At 60.4% G+C, this 16,872-nt stretch carries 14 protein-coding genes; all 14 read right to left on the bottom strand.

Annotated features, from left to right (window positions below):
• Nucleotides 1-63: 63 nt before the first annotated feature.
• Nucleotides 64-960, bottom strand: coding sequence for a UTP--glucose-1-phosphate uridylyltransferase GalU (galU, locus tag M0P56_RS07345; RefSeq protein ID WP_291509401.1), 897 nt, complete (start codon nt 958-960; stop codon nt 64-66).
• A gap of 77 nt (nt 961-1,037) precedes the next feature.
• On the bottom strand, nt 1,038-1,733 hold the full coding sequence (locus M0P56_RS07340) for a DUF502 domain-containing protein (RefSeq protein ID WP_291509400.1): 696 nt from the start codon (nt 1,731-1,733) through the stop codon (nt 1,038-1,040).
• A 72-nt stretch (nt 1,734-1,805) separates the two neighbouring features.
• Nucleotides 1,806-3,191, bottom strand: a complete 1,386-nt coding sequence (locus tag M0P56_RS07335; RefSeq protein WP_291509399.1) for a sigma-54 dependent transcriptional regulator — start codon at nt 3,189-3,191, stop codon at nt 1,806-1,808.
• Between the two features lies 1 nt (nt 3,192).
• A complete protein-coding gene (locus tag M0P56_RS07330) occupies nt 3,193-3,702 on the bottom strand; it encodes a hypothetical protein (protein WP_291509398.1) in 510 nt (169 codons plus the stop codon).
• Nucleotides 3,702-5,186 (bottom strand): HAMP domain-containing sensor histidine kinase, encoded by a 1,485-nt coding sequence (locus M0P56_RS07325; RefSeq protein WP_291509397.1) that lies wholly within the window; start codon nt 5,184-5,186, stop codon nt 3,702-3,704. Before M0P56_RS07325 ends, M0P56_RS07330 begins: the two co-directional genes overlap by 1 nt.
• A gap of 164 nt (nt 5,187-5,350) precedes the next feature.
• Nucleotides 5,351-7,033 carry a DNA repair protein RecN gene (gene recN / locus M0P56_RS07320; RefSeq protein WP_291509396.1) on the bottom strand — a complete coding sequence of 561 codons (1,683 nt, stop codon included), beginning with the start codon at nt 7,031-7,033 and terminating at the stop codon, nt 5,351-5,353.
• A complete protein-coding gene (locus tag M0P56_RS07315; RefSeq protein WP_291509395.1) occupies nt 7,033-7,920 on the bottom strand; it encodes an NAD(+)/NADH kinase in 888 nt (295 codons plus the stop codon). Before M0P56_RS07315 ends, recN begins: the two co-directional genes overlap by 1 nt.
• A 73-nt stretch (nt 7,921-7,993) precedes the next feature.
• On the bottom strand, nt 7,994-8,725 hold the full coding sequence (locus M0P56_RS07310; protein ID WP_291509394.1) for a type III pantothenate kinase: 732 nt from the start codon (nt 8,723-8,725) through the stop codon (nt 7,994-7,996).
• A complete protein-coding gene (locus M0P56_RS07305; RefSeq protein ID WP_291509393.1) occupies nt 8,722-9,651 on the bottom strand; it encodes a biotin--[acetyl-CoA-carboxylase] ligase in 930 nt (309 codons plus the stop codon). Before M0P56_RS07305 ends, M0P56_RS07310 begins: the two co-directional genes overlap by 4 nt.
• Nucleotides 9,632-10,888, bottom strand: a complete 1,257-nt coding sequence (locus M0P56_RS07300; protein WP_291509392.1) for a glutamate-5-semialdehyde dehydrogenase — start codon at nt 10,886-10,888, stop codon at nt 9,632-9,634. The genes M0P56_RS07305 and M0P56_RS07300 overlap by 20 nt, the downstream gene beginning before the upstream one ends.
• Before the next feature lie 218 nt (nt 10,889-11,106).
• Nucleotides 11,107-12,567 (bottom strand): class I SAM-dependent DNA methyltransferase, encoded by a 1,461-nt coding sequence (locus tag M0P56_RS07295; RefSeq protein ID WP_291509391.1) that lies wholly within the window; start codon nt 12,565-12,567, stop codon nt 11,107-11,109.
• A complete protein-coding gene (locus tag M0P56_RS07290) occupies nt 12,564-13,358 on the bottom strand; it encodes an HNH endonuclease signature motif containing protein (protein WP_291509390.1) in 795 nt (264 codons plus the stop codon). Before M0P56_RS07290 ends, M0P56_RS07295 begins: the two co-directional genes overlap by 4 nt.
• On the bottom strand, nt 13,355-15,043 hold the full coding sequence (locus M0P56_RS07285; RefSeq protein WP_291509389.1) for an AAA family ATPase: 1,689 nt from the start codon (nt 15,041-15,043) through the stop codon (nt 13,355-13,357). Before M0P56_RS07285 ends, M0P56_RS07290 begins: the two co-directional genes overlap by 4 nt.
• Nucleotides 15,044-15,045: 2 nt before the next feature.
• Nucleotides 15,046-16,803: a restriction endonuclease subunit S gene (locus tag M0P56_RS07280; RefSeq protein ID WP_291509388.1), complete on the bottom strand. Its 1,758-nt coding sequence runs from the start codon at nt 16,801-16,803 to the stop codon at nt 15,046-15,048.
• Nucleotides 16,804-16,872 lie beyond the last annotated feature (69 nt).

Here is a 16,872-nt window from a genome sequence, read left to right as displayed (position 1 = left end):
GATGCCTGTGCTCCTCGGGGAAACGGGCGATGATAGCGCCCCGTTCGGAGGGAATGAAGGGGGTCACGGAAATGCCTCAACCGGGGCCTGGGGTTCGCAGAGGCTGTCCATGTATCGGGTGAAATCGGCACCTACCTCGGGGTGTAACTTGCCAAAGGCGATGGTCGCCTTCAGGTAGCCAAGCTTGTCGCCGCAATCAAAGCGCTGCCCGGAAAAAAGATAGGCCAGCACCTGCCGCTCTTTCAGCAGGTGGGCGATGGCATCCGTCAGTTGAATCTCACCACCCGCGCCTTGTTGAGTTTGTTCCAGAAAGTGAAACACCTGCGCAGGGAGGATGTAGCGCCCCACCACGCCCAGATTCGAAGGCGCGTTCTCGGGCTTGGGCTTTTCGACGATATCGCTAACCTGGTAAATACGATCATCCCAGGGCCGCGCGTCGACTACGCCGTAGCGGGTGGAATGCTCCCGCACAATTTCTTCGACGCCGAGAATGCCCGCCTGATAACGGTGGTACTGTTCCACCATTTGCGCGAGCACGGGTGGTTCGCCGAGCATGAGGTCGTCGGCCAGCAACACGGCGAAGGGTTCGTCACCCACCACCGGGCGGGCCATAAGCACGGCATGCCCGAGTCCAAGAGGGTAGGGCTGGCGCAGAAAAATGGTGCTGACATGGCTGGGCAGGATGCTCCGCACTTGTTCCAGCAGGGCCTCCTTGCCGCGTTTTTCCAGCTCAATTTCCAGTTCGTAAGAAACGTCGAAGTGGTCTTCGATGGCACGCTTGCCGCGTCCGCTGATGAAAATGAGTTGGTCGCAGCCTGCGGCGATGGCTTCCTCCACAGCATACTGAATGAGTGGCTTGTCCACGACCGGCATCATTTCCTTGGCGCTGGCCTTGGTGGCCGGGAGAAAACGAGTGCCCAGACCGGCTACGGGGAAGACTGCCTTGCGGACTTCAGCCATGCTTCATCTCCTTATGTTGTGACGTGAGTATAACGAAGACTGTGGGCTTGCCGCAAAGCGCCCACGGAATGGAGTTATCACCGGTTTGGGTCAGAAGGACTCGGTGCAGCCTCTCTACCTGATTCAGTACCGGCACCCAGCTTATCACGAATGGCCTTCCCTCCCCCCACTCCGCCCGCCATGGCGAAGCGCAGCGCTTGTTGCGGGGTGAGGTCGGGCAGGGGGACGACTTTGTCGCGTGGCACGAGGCAGGTGAAGCCGCCGATGCCGTAGCTCATGGGGATAAACACTGCGATACACTCCTCGGGCAAGCGGGGAAGTTCGCTGAGGGTGTCGCGCGTGATCAGGCCGATGAGATAACCCATGTCGCCGCCCTGGCGAACTAGTACGGCACTACGGAAACCACGGTCCGTCCCGCCAAACAGCAAGCCCACCGTTTCGTGAATGGTGCTGTAGAGGCTGTGCAGTACGGGAATGCGTCCGAGTACGGCGTTCAGCCTCTCAAAAATCCAGGCGGTCAGGACATGGGAGGCGAGGAAACCGACGCCAAGAATAATCATCAGGGTCAGCAACAAGCCCAGGCCAGGGATGTCGACGCCAAAAAGTGCCCTGATCGGTGCCTCAAATAGGTTGTTCAGCCAGCCGCCTATCCACAACACCACGTAAACCGTCAGCCCAATGGGTAGCGAAATGAGCAAACCCTGAACGAACCAGCGGCGGAGGTGGATACGCTGGAAGAACGATTTCTGAGCGATTGGAACGGGTAGTGTCATCGGGCCGTTGACGGAGTCAAAGTAGGTTCAGCATAGCAAGATCGGCGAGGGGGGCAAAGCACCAGCCCATCGCTATTCTTCATCCCGCCCCTCCTGGCCCTTGAAAAGTTGTGGAGCCAGGCTGTGTTTACGCATCAGTTTGTAAAGATCAGTCCGGTGTCGGCCAGCTATGCGTGCGGCACGGGAGATGTTGCCATCCGTGGCGCGCAGCAGATTTTCCAGATAGGTGCGCTCAAAGGCGGTCTTGGCGTCCTGCAACCGGGGGAAGGCGCTTTGGCCGCCTTGGCGATTGGTGTCGGGGATAGCATCGGCAGCGACCCAGCCCTTTTCGGTGACCGCCGCGGCAAAGGTGACGGCATTCTCTAGCTCCCGGACATTGCCGGGCCAGGACCGCTGCATCAACTTGTCGAGGGCTTCGGGACTGAAGCCCAGAATATCGCGGTTCATGCGCTGACTTTCCCGATCTAGAAAATACTGGGCCAGCAGCAGGATGTCTTCCGCCCTTTCACTCAGGCTGGGGACTCGCAGCGGGATGACATGCAGACGATAGTAAAGATCCTCGCGGAAGGCACCGTCGGCGGTAAGGGCGTGAATATCCTGATGGGTGGCGCTGATGACCCGCAGGTCGACAGTCGTCTCCATTTTTGCGCCGACGGGACGCAGAGTGCCTTCCTGAAGGACGCGGAGCAACTTGACCTGCAGGGTGAGAGGCAGGTCGGCGATTTCATCGAGAAAGAGGGTGCCGCCGCTGGCGCTGCGGATTAATCCGGCATGGTCTTGAGTGGCGCCGGTGAAGGCACCTTTGACATGACCGAAGAGTTCGCTCTCCGCCAGTTCGGCGGGAATGGCACCGCAATTGACCGCAACGAATGGACCGTCACGGCGCGGGCTGGCGTCGTGGATGGCGCGGGCGACACGTTCCTTGCCGGAGCCACTTTCCCCGGAAAGGAAAACGCTGGCCTTCGAGCTGGCGATACGCGCCAGCTCATCCACCAGTGCGGCCATGACGGAACTGCGGTGGAGGATGCTTTGTCCGGCTTGTTCGCGCAATGCAGCCCGCAGCTTGCGGGTTTCCTGCCCGGCGTGGCGCTGCGCGAGTGCGGCCTTGGTCAACTCCTGCAGCTCTTCATTACTGAAAGGCTTGCTGAGATACCCGAACGCCTGTGCACGCATGGCTGCCACCGCGTTGGGAATGCTGCCATGGGCGGTGAGTAGAATGACGGGGAGATCGGGGTCAAGGGCTTGCACAGCCTCTAGCACGGCCATTCCATCCATGCCCGGCATGCGCAGGTCGGTGATGACCAAATCGGGCCTGTCCTTGTGCAAAATGTGCATGCCTTGTGTGGGATCACTGCTGGCCAGGACGTGGTATCCCTCGCTTTCCAGCCAGAGGCCGAGCAGGCGTAGAAAGTCGGGATCGTCGTCAACGGTGAGTATCGTGGGGGTAGGTTGGGGCATCTTAGGGCTGTTTGAGAACGTGGTGGTCAAGAGATTTTGCGGCATGTTCGCGGAGGAGCTTTTCCAGGCGATTCAGGCGTGCTTGCGCGGCAGCGGATTGTGCTTGTGCGGTCGCGGATCGTGTCTGGGCCAGTCTGAGTTCGGTTATACAGGCGTCCTTGGTGGTGGTGTGCTCTCGCAGCGCATGGACGACGCGACGCAGAGGGAGGGTCTCGGCCGCCACTTGGTTATTCTGGGCCGCGAGCCCCAACTCTCTCGCCGCATTCCCCAAGGCCGTGCCATTCAGCGGCCCGCCACTCAGATACCTATGGGCTAACGCCACATGGATGCGCGCGCAAGCGGCGGATGTGGGCACGCCACAGTGGGCAAGATCACTGAGCAATATGTTGCGTGCTGCGTTGGGCAGAGGGGGCGGTGGGGCTGTTTGTGGCGTGAGTCGTGCGCAGGCACCCAGCGTCGCGGTGAGACCGAGTGCGGCGAAGATCGGAAAGACGTGAGCGATCCAGCGCATCAAATGGCTCCGGCGTTGCGCGCAGCGGGCAACCAGATTTCGGCGTAGAGACCACCGCTGGGGCGATTGTGCATCCGGATCCAGCCACCTTGAGCGCCCACCAGCTCGCGGGTAATCGCAAGGCCCAGACCCGTGCCGCGGGGCAGACTGTTGCTGACCGGCACCTGATAAAAGCGTTCAAAGACCCGTTCCAGCAAGGCTTCTGGGATGCCGGGACCGTTGTCGCCCACGCTAAAGAGAATGCCCCCTTGTTGTGCCGTTGCGCGAACCTCGATCCGCCCGCCTGCCGGGCTGTATTTATGGGCGTTACTGACCAGATTGGTCAGAATCTGGCGCAGTCTCTGGGGGTCTGCATAGACGCTGAGTTCCTTTACTCCGTTACAATCCAATATCTGATTTTTTTTATCGGTCAGCGGTTGCATACGTTTTTGCAGGTCGACCAGCACTTCGGTAATAGGGATATCCTGCGGTGAAAAATCCAGGGAACGCGCTTGCAGGGCGTGCATGTCCAGCATTTCCTGAATGGCGGCGTATAACTCCTTGACCTGACGGACGATGATTTCGAGCACTTCGTGCTGCCGCGGTAACAGTGGGCCGATGCGCTCACTGAGCAGGAGCTCGCTGCCAGATCGTGCCGAGGCTAACGGGGTTATCAACTCGTGAGACACCTGGCTGAGGAATTCGTGTCGCAAACGTTCTTCTTCCCGCAGCCGCGCCTGCATGCTTTCAATGCTGCGGGCGAGATCGCGGAGTTCCTGGGGGCCTTCACTGGCGACATTCGTCAGTTTACCCGCGCCAATATCCTCCACGGCACGACGAAAATCCTTGAGGGGCCGGGTCAGGGCGGTGGCTACCCGCCAGGGGATGAGTATGCTGAGCAAAGCGGTGATGAATACCAGTGCATAGAGGATCTGGATGGCACGAGTCCGCGCCGCAGCGGCCGCAGCACCTTGCCGGGCAAGGAGTGTCGCCACTGCCAGATGTACGGCCCGAAATTTTTCTTCGACGGTGGCCTTGCTGGCCTCCTCGGTCGTGCCGTCGCCAGTGGTCTGCGCATACATGGCCAGGCTGCTCTGCAGCTGTTGCATGGCCACCGTGAGAGCGGGGTGATCGCGGGTAGCACGTTGTAGTGTTTGCAGGTCGTGCTCTTCGCTGGTTATCAGTTGGGCGAAGGTCTTTTCATAACCCGCCTGCGGCAGCACTTGGGCAAGCTGACGAAAAAATTCTGCCTGACGCTGGGTGTCTTTAATTTTTAGCAGTTGTTTTTGCAGGGGTAACCCGACTTGAACGAGAGTGTCGCTGCTGTTGCCGAGAATGTGAATGGAGCGAACCGCGACGTAGACGACACCGCCTACCAATAGCAGTATCGCCAAAGCGGCTACCAGTACCCGCCGTGGGATGGAGTCGGCTCTGTGATGCTCTCCGCGTGTCGGGACGGCTGACGCGGGCTCTGTGCTATATCCTTCCATTAAATCGGCCGCCATCGGTTCTCCGGGTCTTTGACACTGGACATGCATTGGCATGCCCAGAATATCCCCTCATTAGCCAGAGTGTAAGCGACCCAGGCATCAAGGCCTAGTGTAGACTATTGGCTACGCTGAAATATCCCTATGCAAGGATTGATTTCGCTTTGTGTCGACCCTGGCCGTCATACTCCGGATTCAGCGCTGGCCAGTAAGGCGGCTGCCGCCTGAGTGGCAGCCTCGCTAATTTCGATGCCGCCCAGCATGCGGGCAATTTCCTGTTGGCGCCCGGTGCTGTTCAGTGCGCGGACCTCACTGAGGGTCTGACCGTTGATGACTTGTTTTTCCACCCGCAGATGCTGGTGTCCCTGGGCGGCTACCTGTGCCAGATGAGTGACGCAGAGGACTTGCTGACGGCCGCCGAGACGGCGCAGCAGGCGGCCGACCCTTTCGGCGACGGCACCGCCGATGCCCACATCCACTTCGTCGAAAATCAGGGTGTCGATGTGTTCTGGTGCGGCGAGGATGACCTGCAGCGCGAGGCCGATGCGTGACAGCTCGCCGCCGGAGGCGACCTTGGCCAGGGGTTGGGCGGGATGGCCTGGGTTCGCGGTAATCCAGATTGCCACCTGATCCCAGCCCGTATCACGCCATTGTTCTTCGGCTTCAGAGTGGCTGCATAGGCGTAGCTCGATAGCGGCGTGGGGCATGCCCAGTTGCTGGATCTGCGCGATGATGGCCTGGGCCAGTGCGTCCTGCCGTTGTTGGCGCGCGTTGCTGAGGGCGGTGCAGTCCCCAACGTAGGCCGCACGCGCCTGGACCAACTCGCGTTCGGCGGCGCCGCGGGCCGCCGCAAGGTCTTCGTTGCCCAGCAACTCCCGGCGCAAAGATTCGCGTGTGGCGAGCAAACCGGCCATGTCGCAGTGGTGTTTGCGTTGCAGATCCTGCAGGCGTTGCAGGCGCTGGGCGATACTTTCGAGCCGCTCCGGGTCGGCCTCCAGGTCAGTGGCGTAGGCGCGCAGGCCGGTAATGGCCTCTTCGGTCTGAATCATGGCCGAATTGAGCAGTTCATCGCAGTCCGCGAGGCGGGGATCGTGGGCGCGGGCGGCACTCACATGGCGTTGCGCTTCGGCGATGGCGCGGCCGGCAGCGCGGTCTTCCCCATCCAGCCTGGCGAGGGCGGCCAGGACGTTCTCCCGCAGTTTTTCCACGGCACCGAGGCGCTGTTCTTCAGCGCGCAGGTTTTCCCATTCATCGGGCTGCAAGTCGGCAGCTTCCAGCTCGGCGAGCAGAAAGCGCTGCCAGTCTTCCTGCTGGTGTTGCCTGCCCTGTTGTTCCTGTAACGCGGCGCAGCGCTGGGCGGCCTGGCGCCACTGCCGGTAGCGGTCGGCAACGGCGTTCAGAGTGGTCTCCAATCCGGCGAAACGATCCAGCAGAAACAGTTGGCGCTCCGGCTGAAGCAGATTTTGGTGGGCATGCTGGCCGAGGAGTTCGACCAGAGTTTCACCGAATTCCTTGAGTTGGCCGTTGCTGACACTGCGACCATTGATGAAGGCACGGCTGCGGCCGTTGCGCTGAATGATGCGGCGCAAAAGGCAGACATCCTCATCCTCGATTTCCTGTTCGCGCAGCCACTGACGCGCGGGGTGTTCGGGGCTGAGACCATATTCGGCACTGATTTCCGCTTGCTCGGCACCATGGCGGATGTCTTCGGTATGGCCTTTGTCGCCGAGGAGCAGGGCGATGGCGTCCACCAGAATGGACTTGCCCGCGCCGGTTTCGCCGGTGAGCACCGTCAGTCCTGCCGCAAAATCGACGCTGACGGCATCGATCAGGGCGAAGTCGCGCACTTGCAGGTTGAGGAGCATCAGTCTTCTCCGGGGGATTCGGCCCAGTGCAGTTTGCCGCGCAGAATCTGGAAGAAGTTTTCCTCTTCGGGATGGATGAAACGGGCGGAGCAGGGCGCACGCCGGATGACGATTTCGTCGCCGATCTCCAGGGGGACGCTGTAGTGGCTGTCCAGACTGAGCGCGGCTGACTGGCGGCTCGCGGTGAGGCGGGCGCGGACTTCTACGGTGTCGGCCACTGCCAGGGGGCGTGCGGTGAGGGTATGTGGGCAGATGAGGACGAGGAGAAGCGCTGCGAGGGTGGGTGTGAGGATGGGGCCGCCCGCCGACATGGCGTAGGCGGTAGAGCCGGTGGGTGTGGCGATGATGAGTCCGTCGGCGCGCTGGGTATAGACGAAACGGCCGTCTATCTGCACTTGCAGTTCAATCATGCTTTCACCGCCGCCCTTGTGGATGAGCACTTCGTTGATGGCGAGGCCGGCATGGAAACGCTCCTCGCCACGCCACAGTTCGGCATAGAGGACGCTGCGCAGGTCCTGCTGATAGTGGCCTTCCAGAATGGGCGGCAGGGCTTCGCTGACCTGATCGATGGAAAGGTCTGCAAGAAAGCCGAGCCGCCCCTGATTGATGCCGAGGATGGGAATACCGCTTTGTGCGGTCTGCCGCGCCGTCCCCAGCAGGGTACCATCGCCGCCGAGGGCGATGACGAGGTCGGCATCTGCATTCGCTTCCGCGAACGGGAGCAACGGCAGCCCCAGGCTGTCGCCAATGTCCGTGGCACACTGGGTTTCCAGAAAAGTGGGGATGTCTTGTGCCAGCAAAAAATCCCGCAGCCGTTGCAATCCGGGGAGAACCGAGGGGTCACGGTATTTGCTGACGAGCAGGACACGCTGGAAGGGTTTGGCCATGGGAATAGCCTACATGGGGGCGGGGCCGGCGCCAAGGGGTTGCGGTCGTTTTTGCGTAATTTCGATCTTAGGGTTAAGCGCCACCTTGTATCCACAGATAAAAGCCGCGCAGAAGCAGATGGGGCTGGTACAAGCTACCAGCGATGCCGGGCTGCCAACGTCCGGCATCGCCACCGGTGATCAGTATCTGTGCCTGGGGGCCGTACTGGCGATAGTCGGTAATGGCGCCGCGCAGGGCATCGGCAAAGAGGTGGATGACCCCGGCCTGAATGGCGCTGGCAGTGTCGTTGCCCAGTATTTCCGCTGGGGTGTGCAGGACGACTTCGGGGAGGAGTGCGGTACCTTCATGCAGACCGCGCAGGCTCATGGCGATACCCGGCAGAATACGTCCGCCCCTGAAATGTCCGCCAGCCATCAGGTCGATAGTAATGGCAGTGCCCATGTCGATGACGATGCTGTCTTGGCCGGGGAAGTCCATGGCGGCGGCGAGCAGGCAGCAGCGGCGGTCAAAGCCAAGGCTTTCTGGCGGATGGTAGCGGTGGGGCACGGCGCGGCGAAAAAAGCCGGGGTCCGGCTCGCGGACCTCTGCCGTGGCCAATGCTTCCCGCCAGGCGGTAAGCGCCGCAGGTACGACGCCGCCCAGTGCGACGGGTTCCTGGTGAGGCGCGCTGAGCCATGCTAAGCCGGGCTGCTGCAGGATTTCCGCGGGTGGCAGTGCAGTGGTCACGCTGACGCTGTCGAAATGCCTGCCATCGCGAGTACGCGCCAGCAGGGTGCGGGTATTGCCGACGGAGATGAGGATCATGGATGTTGGGGCCGCAGGCTGACGTCACCGGCACTCAGCCAGACTGTACCGGTATCCGCACAGGATACCTGCAGGCGCCCGTCGGGGCCGAGGCCCAGCACCCGGGCCACACGCATGCCCTGCGCGTCACTGATCTGAACGGACTGACGGGTCAGGCGATCCGCCTTCTTCCACAGGGGCAGGAAGGGCGTGAAGCCCTCCCCCGCAAAGCGCGCGAAGTCTTCCCGCCATTGGCGGAGAATAGCACCGGCGAGGGTGCTGCGGGTGACCCTGATGTCGAGATCGGCAAGGCTCACTGCAGTGGCGGGCAGACCGGGATCATCGTGGATGTTGAGTCCCAAACCCACCACCAGCCGGGTCTCTCCGTGGCGGCGCGGGCGGGCTTCGACCAGAATGCCCCCCAGCTTGCGCCCACCCACCCAAAGATCATTGGGCCACTTGACCCAGAGATCGGGCAGGCGCGCCTGCAGTAGAGTGAACACGGACAGGGCGGCAACGATGGTTAGTGCCGCATGGATCGGGCTGTGCTGAGTCCAGCCATAACTCAGGTAGAGGTGGCGCCCGAAAGGTGAAGACCACTGGCGCCCGCGCCGCCCGCGCCCGGCCCACTGGCTCTCGGTCAGGCAGACGTCGACGCAGGTATCCTGCAACACTTCGGTGTTGGTCGAGGCGCAGCACAGTGGCAGGTGGATATGCGCCGGGTCGATGCCGCCGATGTCGGCAATTTCCTGGGCGGAGAGGGGCGCGGCGGGATATTCCAGGTGCACGCCGCCATCCCGCGCATACAGGGGGAAGCCCCATTCGACGGCTTCCGCGATCTGTTCATCGGGATTATCGGCAGGCCAGGCATGGGGCAATCCATCGGCCACCGCCGTCAATAAGCGCTGTAATGCCGTCGACGGCGCGTCAGGAGCGGATATGGCCATCTCCCAGGACGATCCATTTCTGCAGGGTCAGGCCTTCCAGCCCTACCGGCCCGCGCACATGCAGGCGGTTGGTGGAGATGCCGATCTCTGCACCCAGACCGTATTCAAAGCCATCGGCAAAGCGGGTGGAGGCATTGACCATGACGGAACTGGCATCCACCTCGCGTAGAAAGCGACGGGCGTGGGTGTAATTTTCGGTGATGATGGACTCGGTATGCTGGGAGCCGTAACGGTTGATGTGCTCCATCGCGGCGTCGAGATCGTCCACCACCTTGACGGAAATGATCGGCCCCAGGTACTCGGTGGCGTAGTCCTCTGCGGTGGCGGCGATGGCACCGGGGATGCGGGGCAGGCTGCGTTCGCAGGCGCGAATCTCGATCCCCTTCTCCTGCAAAGCCGTGGCGATGGGGCCGAGCAGGTCATCCATCCGTTCCTGATGAATGAGCAGACTCTCTGCCGTATTGCAGGTGCCCAACCGCTGGGTTTTGGAATTGACGACCACTTTGAGCGCCTTGCGGGGATCGGCGTCGGCGTCCACATACACATGGCAGTTGCCGTGCAGGTGCATGATCACGGGCACGGTGGCTTCGGCCTTGATGCGGGCGATAAGGCCCTTGCCGCCGCGGGGAATCACCACATCCACATGGCGGTCCATGCTGATCAGGATACCCACGGCTTCGCGTTCAGCGGTGTTGACGTACTGCACCAGATCCAGGGGCAGGTTGGCCTTGCCGAGGGCAGCGCGTAGGCGCTCGGCGATGGCCAGGTTGCTGTGCAGGGACTCAGAACCACCACGCAGGATGACGGCGTTACCCGATTTGACGCAGAGGCCGGCGGCATCGGCGGTGACGTTGGGGCGCGATTCATAGATCATGGCGATCACGCCCAGGGGCGCGCGCATACGACCTACCTGGATGCCGCTGGGGCGGTAACGCAGGTCGGTGATTTCGCCCACGGGGTCGGGCAGGGCGGCAATTTCTTCGAGGCCTTTGGCCATGGCTTCGATACGGGCTTCGTCCAGACGCAAGCGGTCGATGAAAGCATCATCTTTACCCGCTTCTTCGGCGCTGCGTAAATCTTTGCGGTTAGCGCGTTGCAGATTGTCGGCGTCGCGGCGCAAAAATTCCGCCATGGAGCGCAAGGCGCTGTCTTTGGCGGCGCTGTCCGCGCTTTGCAACCGCCGCTGGGCGCTGCGGGCGCGTTCACCGATTTTTTCCAGTTCGCTACGTAAATCCAAGATGGAGCCTCCTGTGTTGGGCTCGGGCCGGACGTGAGGGCAACGGAAAGCCCGCCGCTGATCCGTGCCGGGAAACGGCAGCCCGCGTGGCCTAACCCACGCGGGTATTGTTGGTATTGTGCCGTTCCGGAGCCATTCCGGCAATCCGCAGGCAGCGACCAGCATTTCACCATTGAGCTCTGGCGCTGGTTGCTGCGGGCTGCCGCCAGCACCGTGGATCATTTCCCCTGCAATCCGGCAGCGACATCCCGGAATGAAGCCAATGCGGCTTCCAAATGGTCAATGATCTCTTGCTGCAAAACGTCTGGAGGCGGTAGATCGTCGAGCTTGTCCAGGCTGTCGTCCTTAAGCCAGAAGATGTCGAGACTGGCCTTGTCGCGGGCCATCAGTTCTTCGTAGGTAAAAAACTTAAATCGTTCTGTAGCAACGCGCTCGTGGCGATTTTCCGGGTTGTAGCAGGTGATGAAATCCTGCAAGTCGTCCAGCTTGAGAGTGCGGGTTTTCAGGGTGAAATGCTTGTTGGTACGCAGATCGTAGAACCAGACCCCCTTGGTGTGAATCTGCCCGTCCTTGGGCTTGGCGTCAAAGAACACCACGTTCGCCTTCACACCCTGCGCATAGAAGATTCCGGTCGGCAGCCGCAGCACGGTGTGCACGTCACAGTTCTCCAGCAGCTTGCGGCGAATCTTCTCGCCGGCGCCGCCCTCGAACAGCACGTTGTCGGGCAGCACCACGGCGGCCTTGCCGTCCAGCTTCAGCATGCTGACGATGTGCTGCAAAAAGTTGAGCTGCTTGTTCGAGGTGGTTTCCCAGAAGTCTTGACGCTCGTAGGTCAGCGCGTCGCGGTCCTCCTCGCCCTCCTCGTTGGTGATGGTCATGCTGCTCTTCTTGCCGAATGGCGGGTTGGCCAGCACGTAATCCACCTTGGCGCTCGGCTCGGTGATCAGCGCATCGGAGCGCGCCACCAGCGGCTCGCCATCCAGCTCGCCAATGCTGTGCAAAAACAGGTTCATCAGGCACATGCGGCGCGTGTTGGGCACGATCTCGTTGCCGTGGAAGGTCTGATCGCGCAGAAACTCTTTTTGCGCCTTGTTCAGTTGTGCGCCCGGGCGCGTCAGCCAGTTGTAGGCGCCCAGAAAAAACCCGCCGGTGCCGCAGGCCGGGTCGGCAATGGTCTTCATCGGTTCGGGCCGAACGCAGGCCACCATCGCCTCGATCAGCGCGCGCGGCGTGAAATACTGGCCAGCACCGCTCTTGGTGTCTTCCGCGTTTTTCTGCAGCAGCCCTTCGTACAGATCGCCCTTGGTGTCGGTGTCCAGGCTGATCCAGTTTTCCGCGTCGATCATCTGCACCAGGCGCGACAGCTTGGCCGGGTCCTGGATCTTGTTCTGCGCCTTGAAGAAGATGGCGCCCAGCATGCCGGATTCCTGTCCCAGTTTGTGCAGCGTCGCCAGGTAATGCGCCTCCAGCGGCTCACCCGCCTTGGCGGTCAGGCTGGGCCAGTCATAGCCCTTGGGAATATGGGTGTCGCGGTTGTACGGCTCCTGAGCGTATTCGTGCGCCAACTTCAAGAACAGCAGGTAGGTGAGCTGTTCGAGGTAATCGCCATAACCCACGCCGTCATCGCGCAGGGTATGGCAGAAATTCCAGACTTTCTGGATCAGTGTGCTTGCGTTCATAAGAGTGCATCCACCCAAGCCTTGTCGCGATGCGTGCCAATGGCAGATCGGAAAAAGCTCGAATATTCGTGATCGTGGGATAGGTGTTTGTTGAGTTCAGCAATAACCGCAGGATTAGCGTTATTACCCACGACGGCCAGCAACGTGGCCAGTGTTTGCCACTGGCTACGCTTGCTCTCAGGCGTGTTCCATTCGTTGAAGCCGAGGCGCTTGATCGTGTAGTCCGCTCGTTGGTACTCCCACGTGCCAGTCGGGGCCACTGGCTTGACCTCTCCGTCAATGCCGTGGGCTAACAATTCGCAATCGGCTTGTACGCCAGGGTCCAAAAGCCTCGGCAACTCAGTGGTCAGTGAATCCGCGGGCTGGGAGCAACGCTGCGTCTCATCCCAAATCGGGAACTCGTTCGCCTTGCCATGTAAGGTGTCGCCATCGTCCTTTTCTGGTCGATTGCACCGTTGGCAAGAAAGGCGGAAATTCCACCACTCATAAGCCAACCAGTAGTACCCGTCATGGCCCGCCAGCTTGACGCCGTCCACCGTGATGCCCAGCTTGGGCCGAAAGTGATCGACATCAAAGGGGGCGCGTGTGCTCTTCGCTTCGCAGTACCAGCACTTTTGCCCGCTGACATTTGCGAGCCACTTCTTGAGCAGGCCCCAACTACCGTTCTTCTTGATGTAGGCGGAACGAAGATCGTGCGTGGCGAACGATCCAACCTTCGTAATCCTTCCTGAGTAGATCTTGGGCCAGCGCGCGGGCAAATGAGGTGGTAACGGAATCAGGATGAACCTCAAGCTTGGCCCTCCTGCAAATTGCGCAGCAGGCTTTGCACCAAGGCATCCAGCGCCTTTTGCTTGTTTTCCGGAGTGACGATGGCACCATCGATGGTGCTATCTGCAGCCAGATCAAACCTGGCACGCAGATACTCCTGCTCCAAGCGATCTCGCGAGGCGAAATTGAAATCCAAGCCCTCAAGGCGCTGACGGATTTCCACCAGCCTTGCCCGGTCAGCGTCACCGAGCGCCGTCTGCTGAGTGGAGAGCTGATGCAACGCCAGCAGATCGTCATTCGTGGCTTTGTCCAGGCTGGTGCCTAAACCAAACATATCGCTGGTCACGATGCCGGCGAAGCCCATGCCCTTCGGGTCGACGGCTGGGTTTTCGGCGCGCACGGTGCGGCTGGCGGATTCGCGGTACAGAATCTGAACCTGCTCCTTCACCAGCTCTGCAATGGCCAAGGGGTTGTGGGTCGTCAGCACGATGTGACTGTTGTCCTGGCCCTCACTGTTCTGCCCGACAAAGGACTTCAGGTAGTTCAGGTAGTCCACACACCAGCGCGGATTCAAATGCGTGTCCGGCTCATCCAGCAAGAACAGGCTTTCATCCTCAGCGGTAAAGCGCAACAAGCCCAACACTGTCAGCAACTGTTGTTCACCCTCGCTGAGCTCTCGAAAAGTGACGCTGCCATCGTTTTTCTTGAGGCGCACGCGGATGCGCACCTCCTCGATCAACTCGGAGACGTAGGTGCTCTCCAGATCACGGAAGAATTGCGCGGGTACTTGGCTTCCTACCAAGCGCCGCAATGCGGCGATATCCTTCACATACAGATATTTAAATTGGAGCGTTTCCTTGTTCCAAATTGAGGTCGAGACACGGCGGCTGATCTCAATGGGTGCCAAAGCTATGTCGTACAGGCGGGACAAAAAATGCTGGACCACGCCACGCGCATTCCAGAAGCGCGGGTCGCCATCGGCTGCCTTGGACTTCCACGGCGGTTGCCGCAGCACGAACAGCACCGACTCAATGCCTTCGTTGGGGTCAAGGCCGAGGTGGTCATCGAGAAACGCCCGCACCACGTCAGACTGCTGAATCAAGAACGCCAGCAATACGAACTGGCTGTGCACCGGCATGGCATAGAACAGCCGCTTCAAGCCGGGGTCTTCGCCATTACGCAGCTTGCTGTCGTAGCTTTCGAGGTAGGGGCGAAATACCTCGTGCATGCGCGGGCTCTCGCCCGAGTAGTAGCTGAACACGTAGCGTGGCAGGTACTCGACATCGGCCTTCAAGAACGCCGTGAGCTTAATGGCCTTGCCACGCGGGGCCGACGCCAGCTCTGCGCCCTCGATGAATGGAGTCAGGGTGCCTTCACCATAGGCTTGAGCATCCGTCGCAACATGAATCGTGTAAGGCTCTTTTTCACGATCCGGGTCGGCATCGATATGAATGTGCCGCAGATTCTCACCAATGCCCATGCGATAGAGCAGCTGAAAGGCAAATGCAGGTGTGCGCTTCTTGGTGATCAGATCGCGGAAGATAATGGCCAGCGCCTCCAGCACGTTGGACTTGCCAGTGCCGTTCCAGCCGATCACCACCGTCACCCAGTGATCCTGATCGAAGTCGATGGTGACGTTCTTCAGGTTCTTGAATTGGTGCGTCTGGCTGTCCTTGGCGCTGCCGATCGTGAGTTTGTTCAAACGCATGCTCAGCCCTCCAACAGCTTGAGACGGTCATATAGCTTGCGGCCCTGCTCATCGGTGATCGCCTCCACGGCCAGGAGGTCCGACTTATCCAGCTTACGCAGCTCGGCATACAGCTCTTCGATGCGCTCCGTCTGCGCGCCATCGGCCACACCGCAGCGGCGGAATGCCTCTTGCGCCGGCACCCAGTCGCCCGCCTCAGCGAGCACGTCTCTCAGTTTGCTTGCCATGGCGGCGGCCTCCTTTTTTTGTCTGATCTTACGGATCTTGGGCATTTTTTCTCGTTCTACCCGCTCGGCGCGGATGCGTTCCAACAGCACGCTGGCCGGTTCGTCGTTGGGGTCTTGCGGCACCAGTTGGCCGGCGAAGGCGGCGCGCAGGATGTTCTGGCGTTGGGCGGTGGATTGTTTGAGAGCATGCTCGACCGCGTTTTCCTGGCGATCCAGTTGTTCGATCTGCACGTCTAGCTGATTGAGCAATTCACGTTGTTCATCCGCAGGCCCGAGAGGAACTGGGAACACGCGAAGCATGGTCATGTTGATTGACGCTAGATTGGTCGTTTGCTTGCCCGCACTCTGGAACCACGTCTTCCCAAAGGTATTGCCATGGTGCGAAATCAGCTCTGGCAGCACTTCTGGAAGGTAAAGCCGCATGCGGAAAACGTGGTTTTGATGGATGCAGCTTTCAACCTCATTGCGCCAAACCCAGCCACGCCCCAGCTTGTCGCGATCCCCGCCTTCATTGAACAGGATGTCGCCCGCCTGAAGTGTCAATTCAGCAATGTCACGTTCGGTTGCCAAGATGGTCTTGACTTCGGATAAATCGAGAAACCCACGCTGAACATTGGCAACGCGCAAATACGGCACTCCACGAACTTCGACTGCGTCATCACGTTTAGTGCCCTTGGCCACACCTGATGCAATCTCACCAAGCATGTCGAGGCTCGCCCACACCCACCCCTGCGGCAATTCCGGCAAATCGCTGGTATCGGGCTGCACGGGTTCGGGGTATTTCTTTTGCCAGTCTTTGGGCGGGGCTTTGCCTTGTTGCTGGAACTTGGCGAGTTGTTTGGCTTCCCAGCGGGCGCGGCGTTCGGTGAGGATGCGTTGCCGGAGTTGGGCGCCGGTCTCAAGGGGCGTGTGCGTGGCGCGCCATTCGGAGGTGAGCGCGCCTTCCACGGCGGCTTTCAGCAGGGACTGGCGGTATTGCGCCAATTTTTTCTGCGCGGCCTTGAGTTCGGCCACGCCAGCATCGAGATCGGAGAGCAGTTCTTCGAGTTTGGCGACGATGCGGGTTTGTTCGGCGGAGGGCGGAAGCAGCAAGGGCAAACCATGCAATGCCTCAAGACGGATGCCGCTCACGGTCGTACCAGAACCTAAATCCTGTATCACTCGATGATTGGCTTCAACCCAGTGGAGCAGGAAATCTGAATTAATGCCGCTGCCGAGTACAAGCGCTTTCAAGTCTTGGTTGATTGCACACACCACCGTCGGGCGTATGGCTTTACCAAGCGCGATGCGCGTCGCCACGATCAAGGTGTTTGCGGGAATGAGGTTCGTCGCACTGTCGGCAATTGCTGCTTCGGTAATATGTTCTTCGGCATCATTTGGCTTCAATGCCTTCATGTCTTTGACAGTGAACCACGGTATTTGGCCACCGAAATAGGCCGGTACTTTTCGAGATGGTGTGCCACCGCCAACGACCGAGACCAAGACGCGGCCAAGCGTCGTCTCGACCCAGCCGTTTGGCAAACGCTCACTCACGCCACCAACTCCCGGTTCATCTCATCCATCAACCCATCCCCGCGCTCGCCCAGCAGCCTCTTTGACGCA

It is taken from the genome of Acidithiobacillus sp. (assembly GCF_023229925.1).
Lineage (GTDB): Bacteria > Pseudomonadota > Gammaproteobacteria > Acidithiobacillales > Acidithiobacillaceae > Acidithiobacillus.
Note: the sequence above shows the minus strand (reverse complement) of the source record. Positions and strands in the feature narration are given on the sequence as shown.

Bases quoted from the DNA above. Each gene is read 5' to 3' on its own strand.
- galU (WP_291509401.1), bottom strand. From the start codon at position 960: ATGGCTGAAGTCCGCAAGGCAGTCTTCCCCGTAGCCGGTCTGGGCACT.
- M0P56_RS07340 (WP_291509400.1), bottom strand. From the start codon at position 1,733: ATGACACTACCCGTTCCAATCGCTCAGAAATCGTTCTTCCAGCGTATC.
- M0P56_RS07335 (WP_291509399.1), bottom strand. From the start codon at position 3,191: ATGCCCCAACCTACCCCCACGATACTCACCGTTGACGACGATCCCGAC.
- M0P56_RS07330 (WP_291509398.1), bottom strand. From the start codon at position 3,702: ATGCGCTGGATCGCTCACGTCTTTCCGATCTTCGCCGCACTCGGTCTC.
- M0P56_RS07325 (WP_291509397.1), bottom strand. From the start codon at position 5,186: ATGGCGGCCGATTTAATGGAAGGATATAGCACAGAGCCCGCGTCAGCC.
- recN (WP_291509396.1), bottom strand. From the start codon at position 7,033: ATGCTCCTCAACCTGCAAGTGCGCGACTTCGCCCTGATCGATGCCGTC.
- M0P56_RS07315 (WP_291509395.1), bottom strand. From the start codon at position 7,920: ATGGCCAAACCCTTCCAGCGTGTCCTGCTCGTCAGCAAATACCGTGAC.
- M0P56_RS07310 (WP_291509394.1), bottom strand. From the start codon at position 8,725: ATGATCCTCATCTCCGTCGGCAATACCCGCACCCTGCTGGCGCGTACT.
- M0P56_RS07305 (WP_291509393.1), bottom strand. From the start codon at position 9,651: ATGGCCATATCCGCTCCTGACGCGCCGTCGACGGCATTACAGCGCTTA.
- M0P56_RS07295 (WP_291509391.1), bottom strand. From the start codon at position 12,567: ATGAACGCAAGCACACTGATCCAGAAAGTCTGGAATTTCTGCCATACC.
- M0P56_RS07285 (WP_291509389.1), bottom strand. From the start codon at position 15,043: ATGCGTTTGAACAAACTCACGATCGGCAGCGCCAAGGACAGCCAGACG.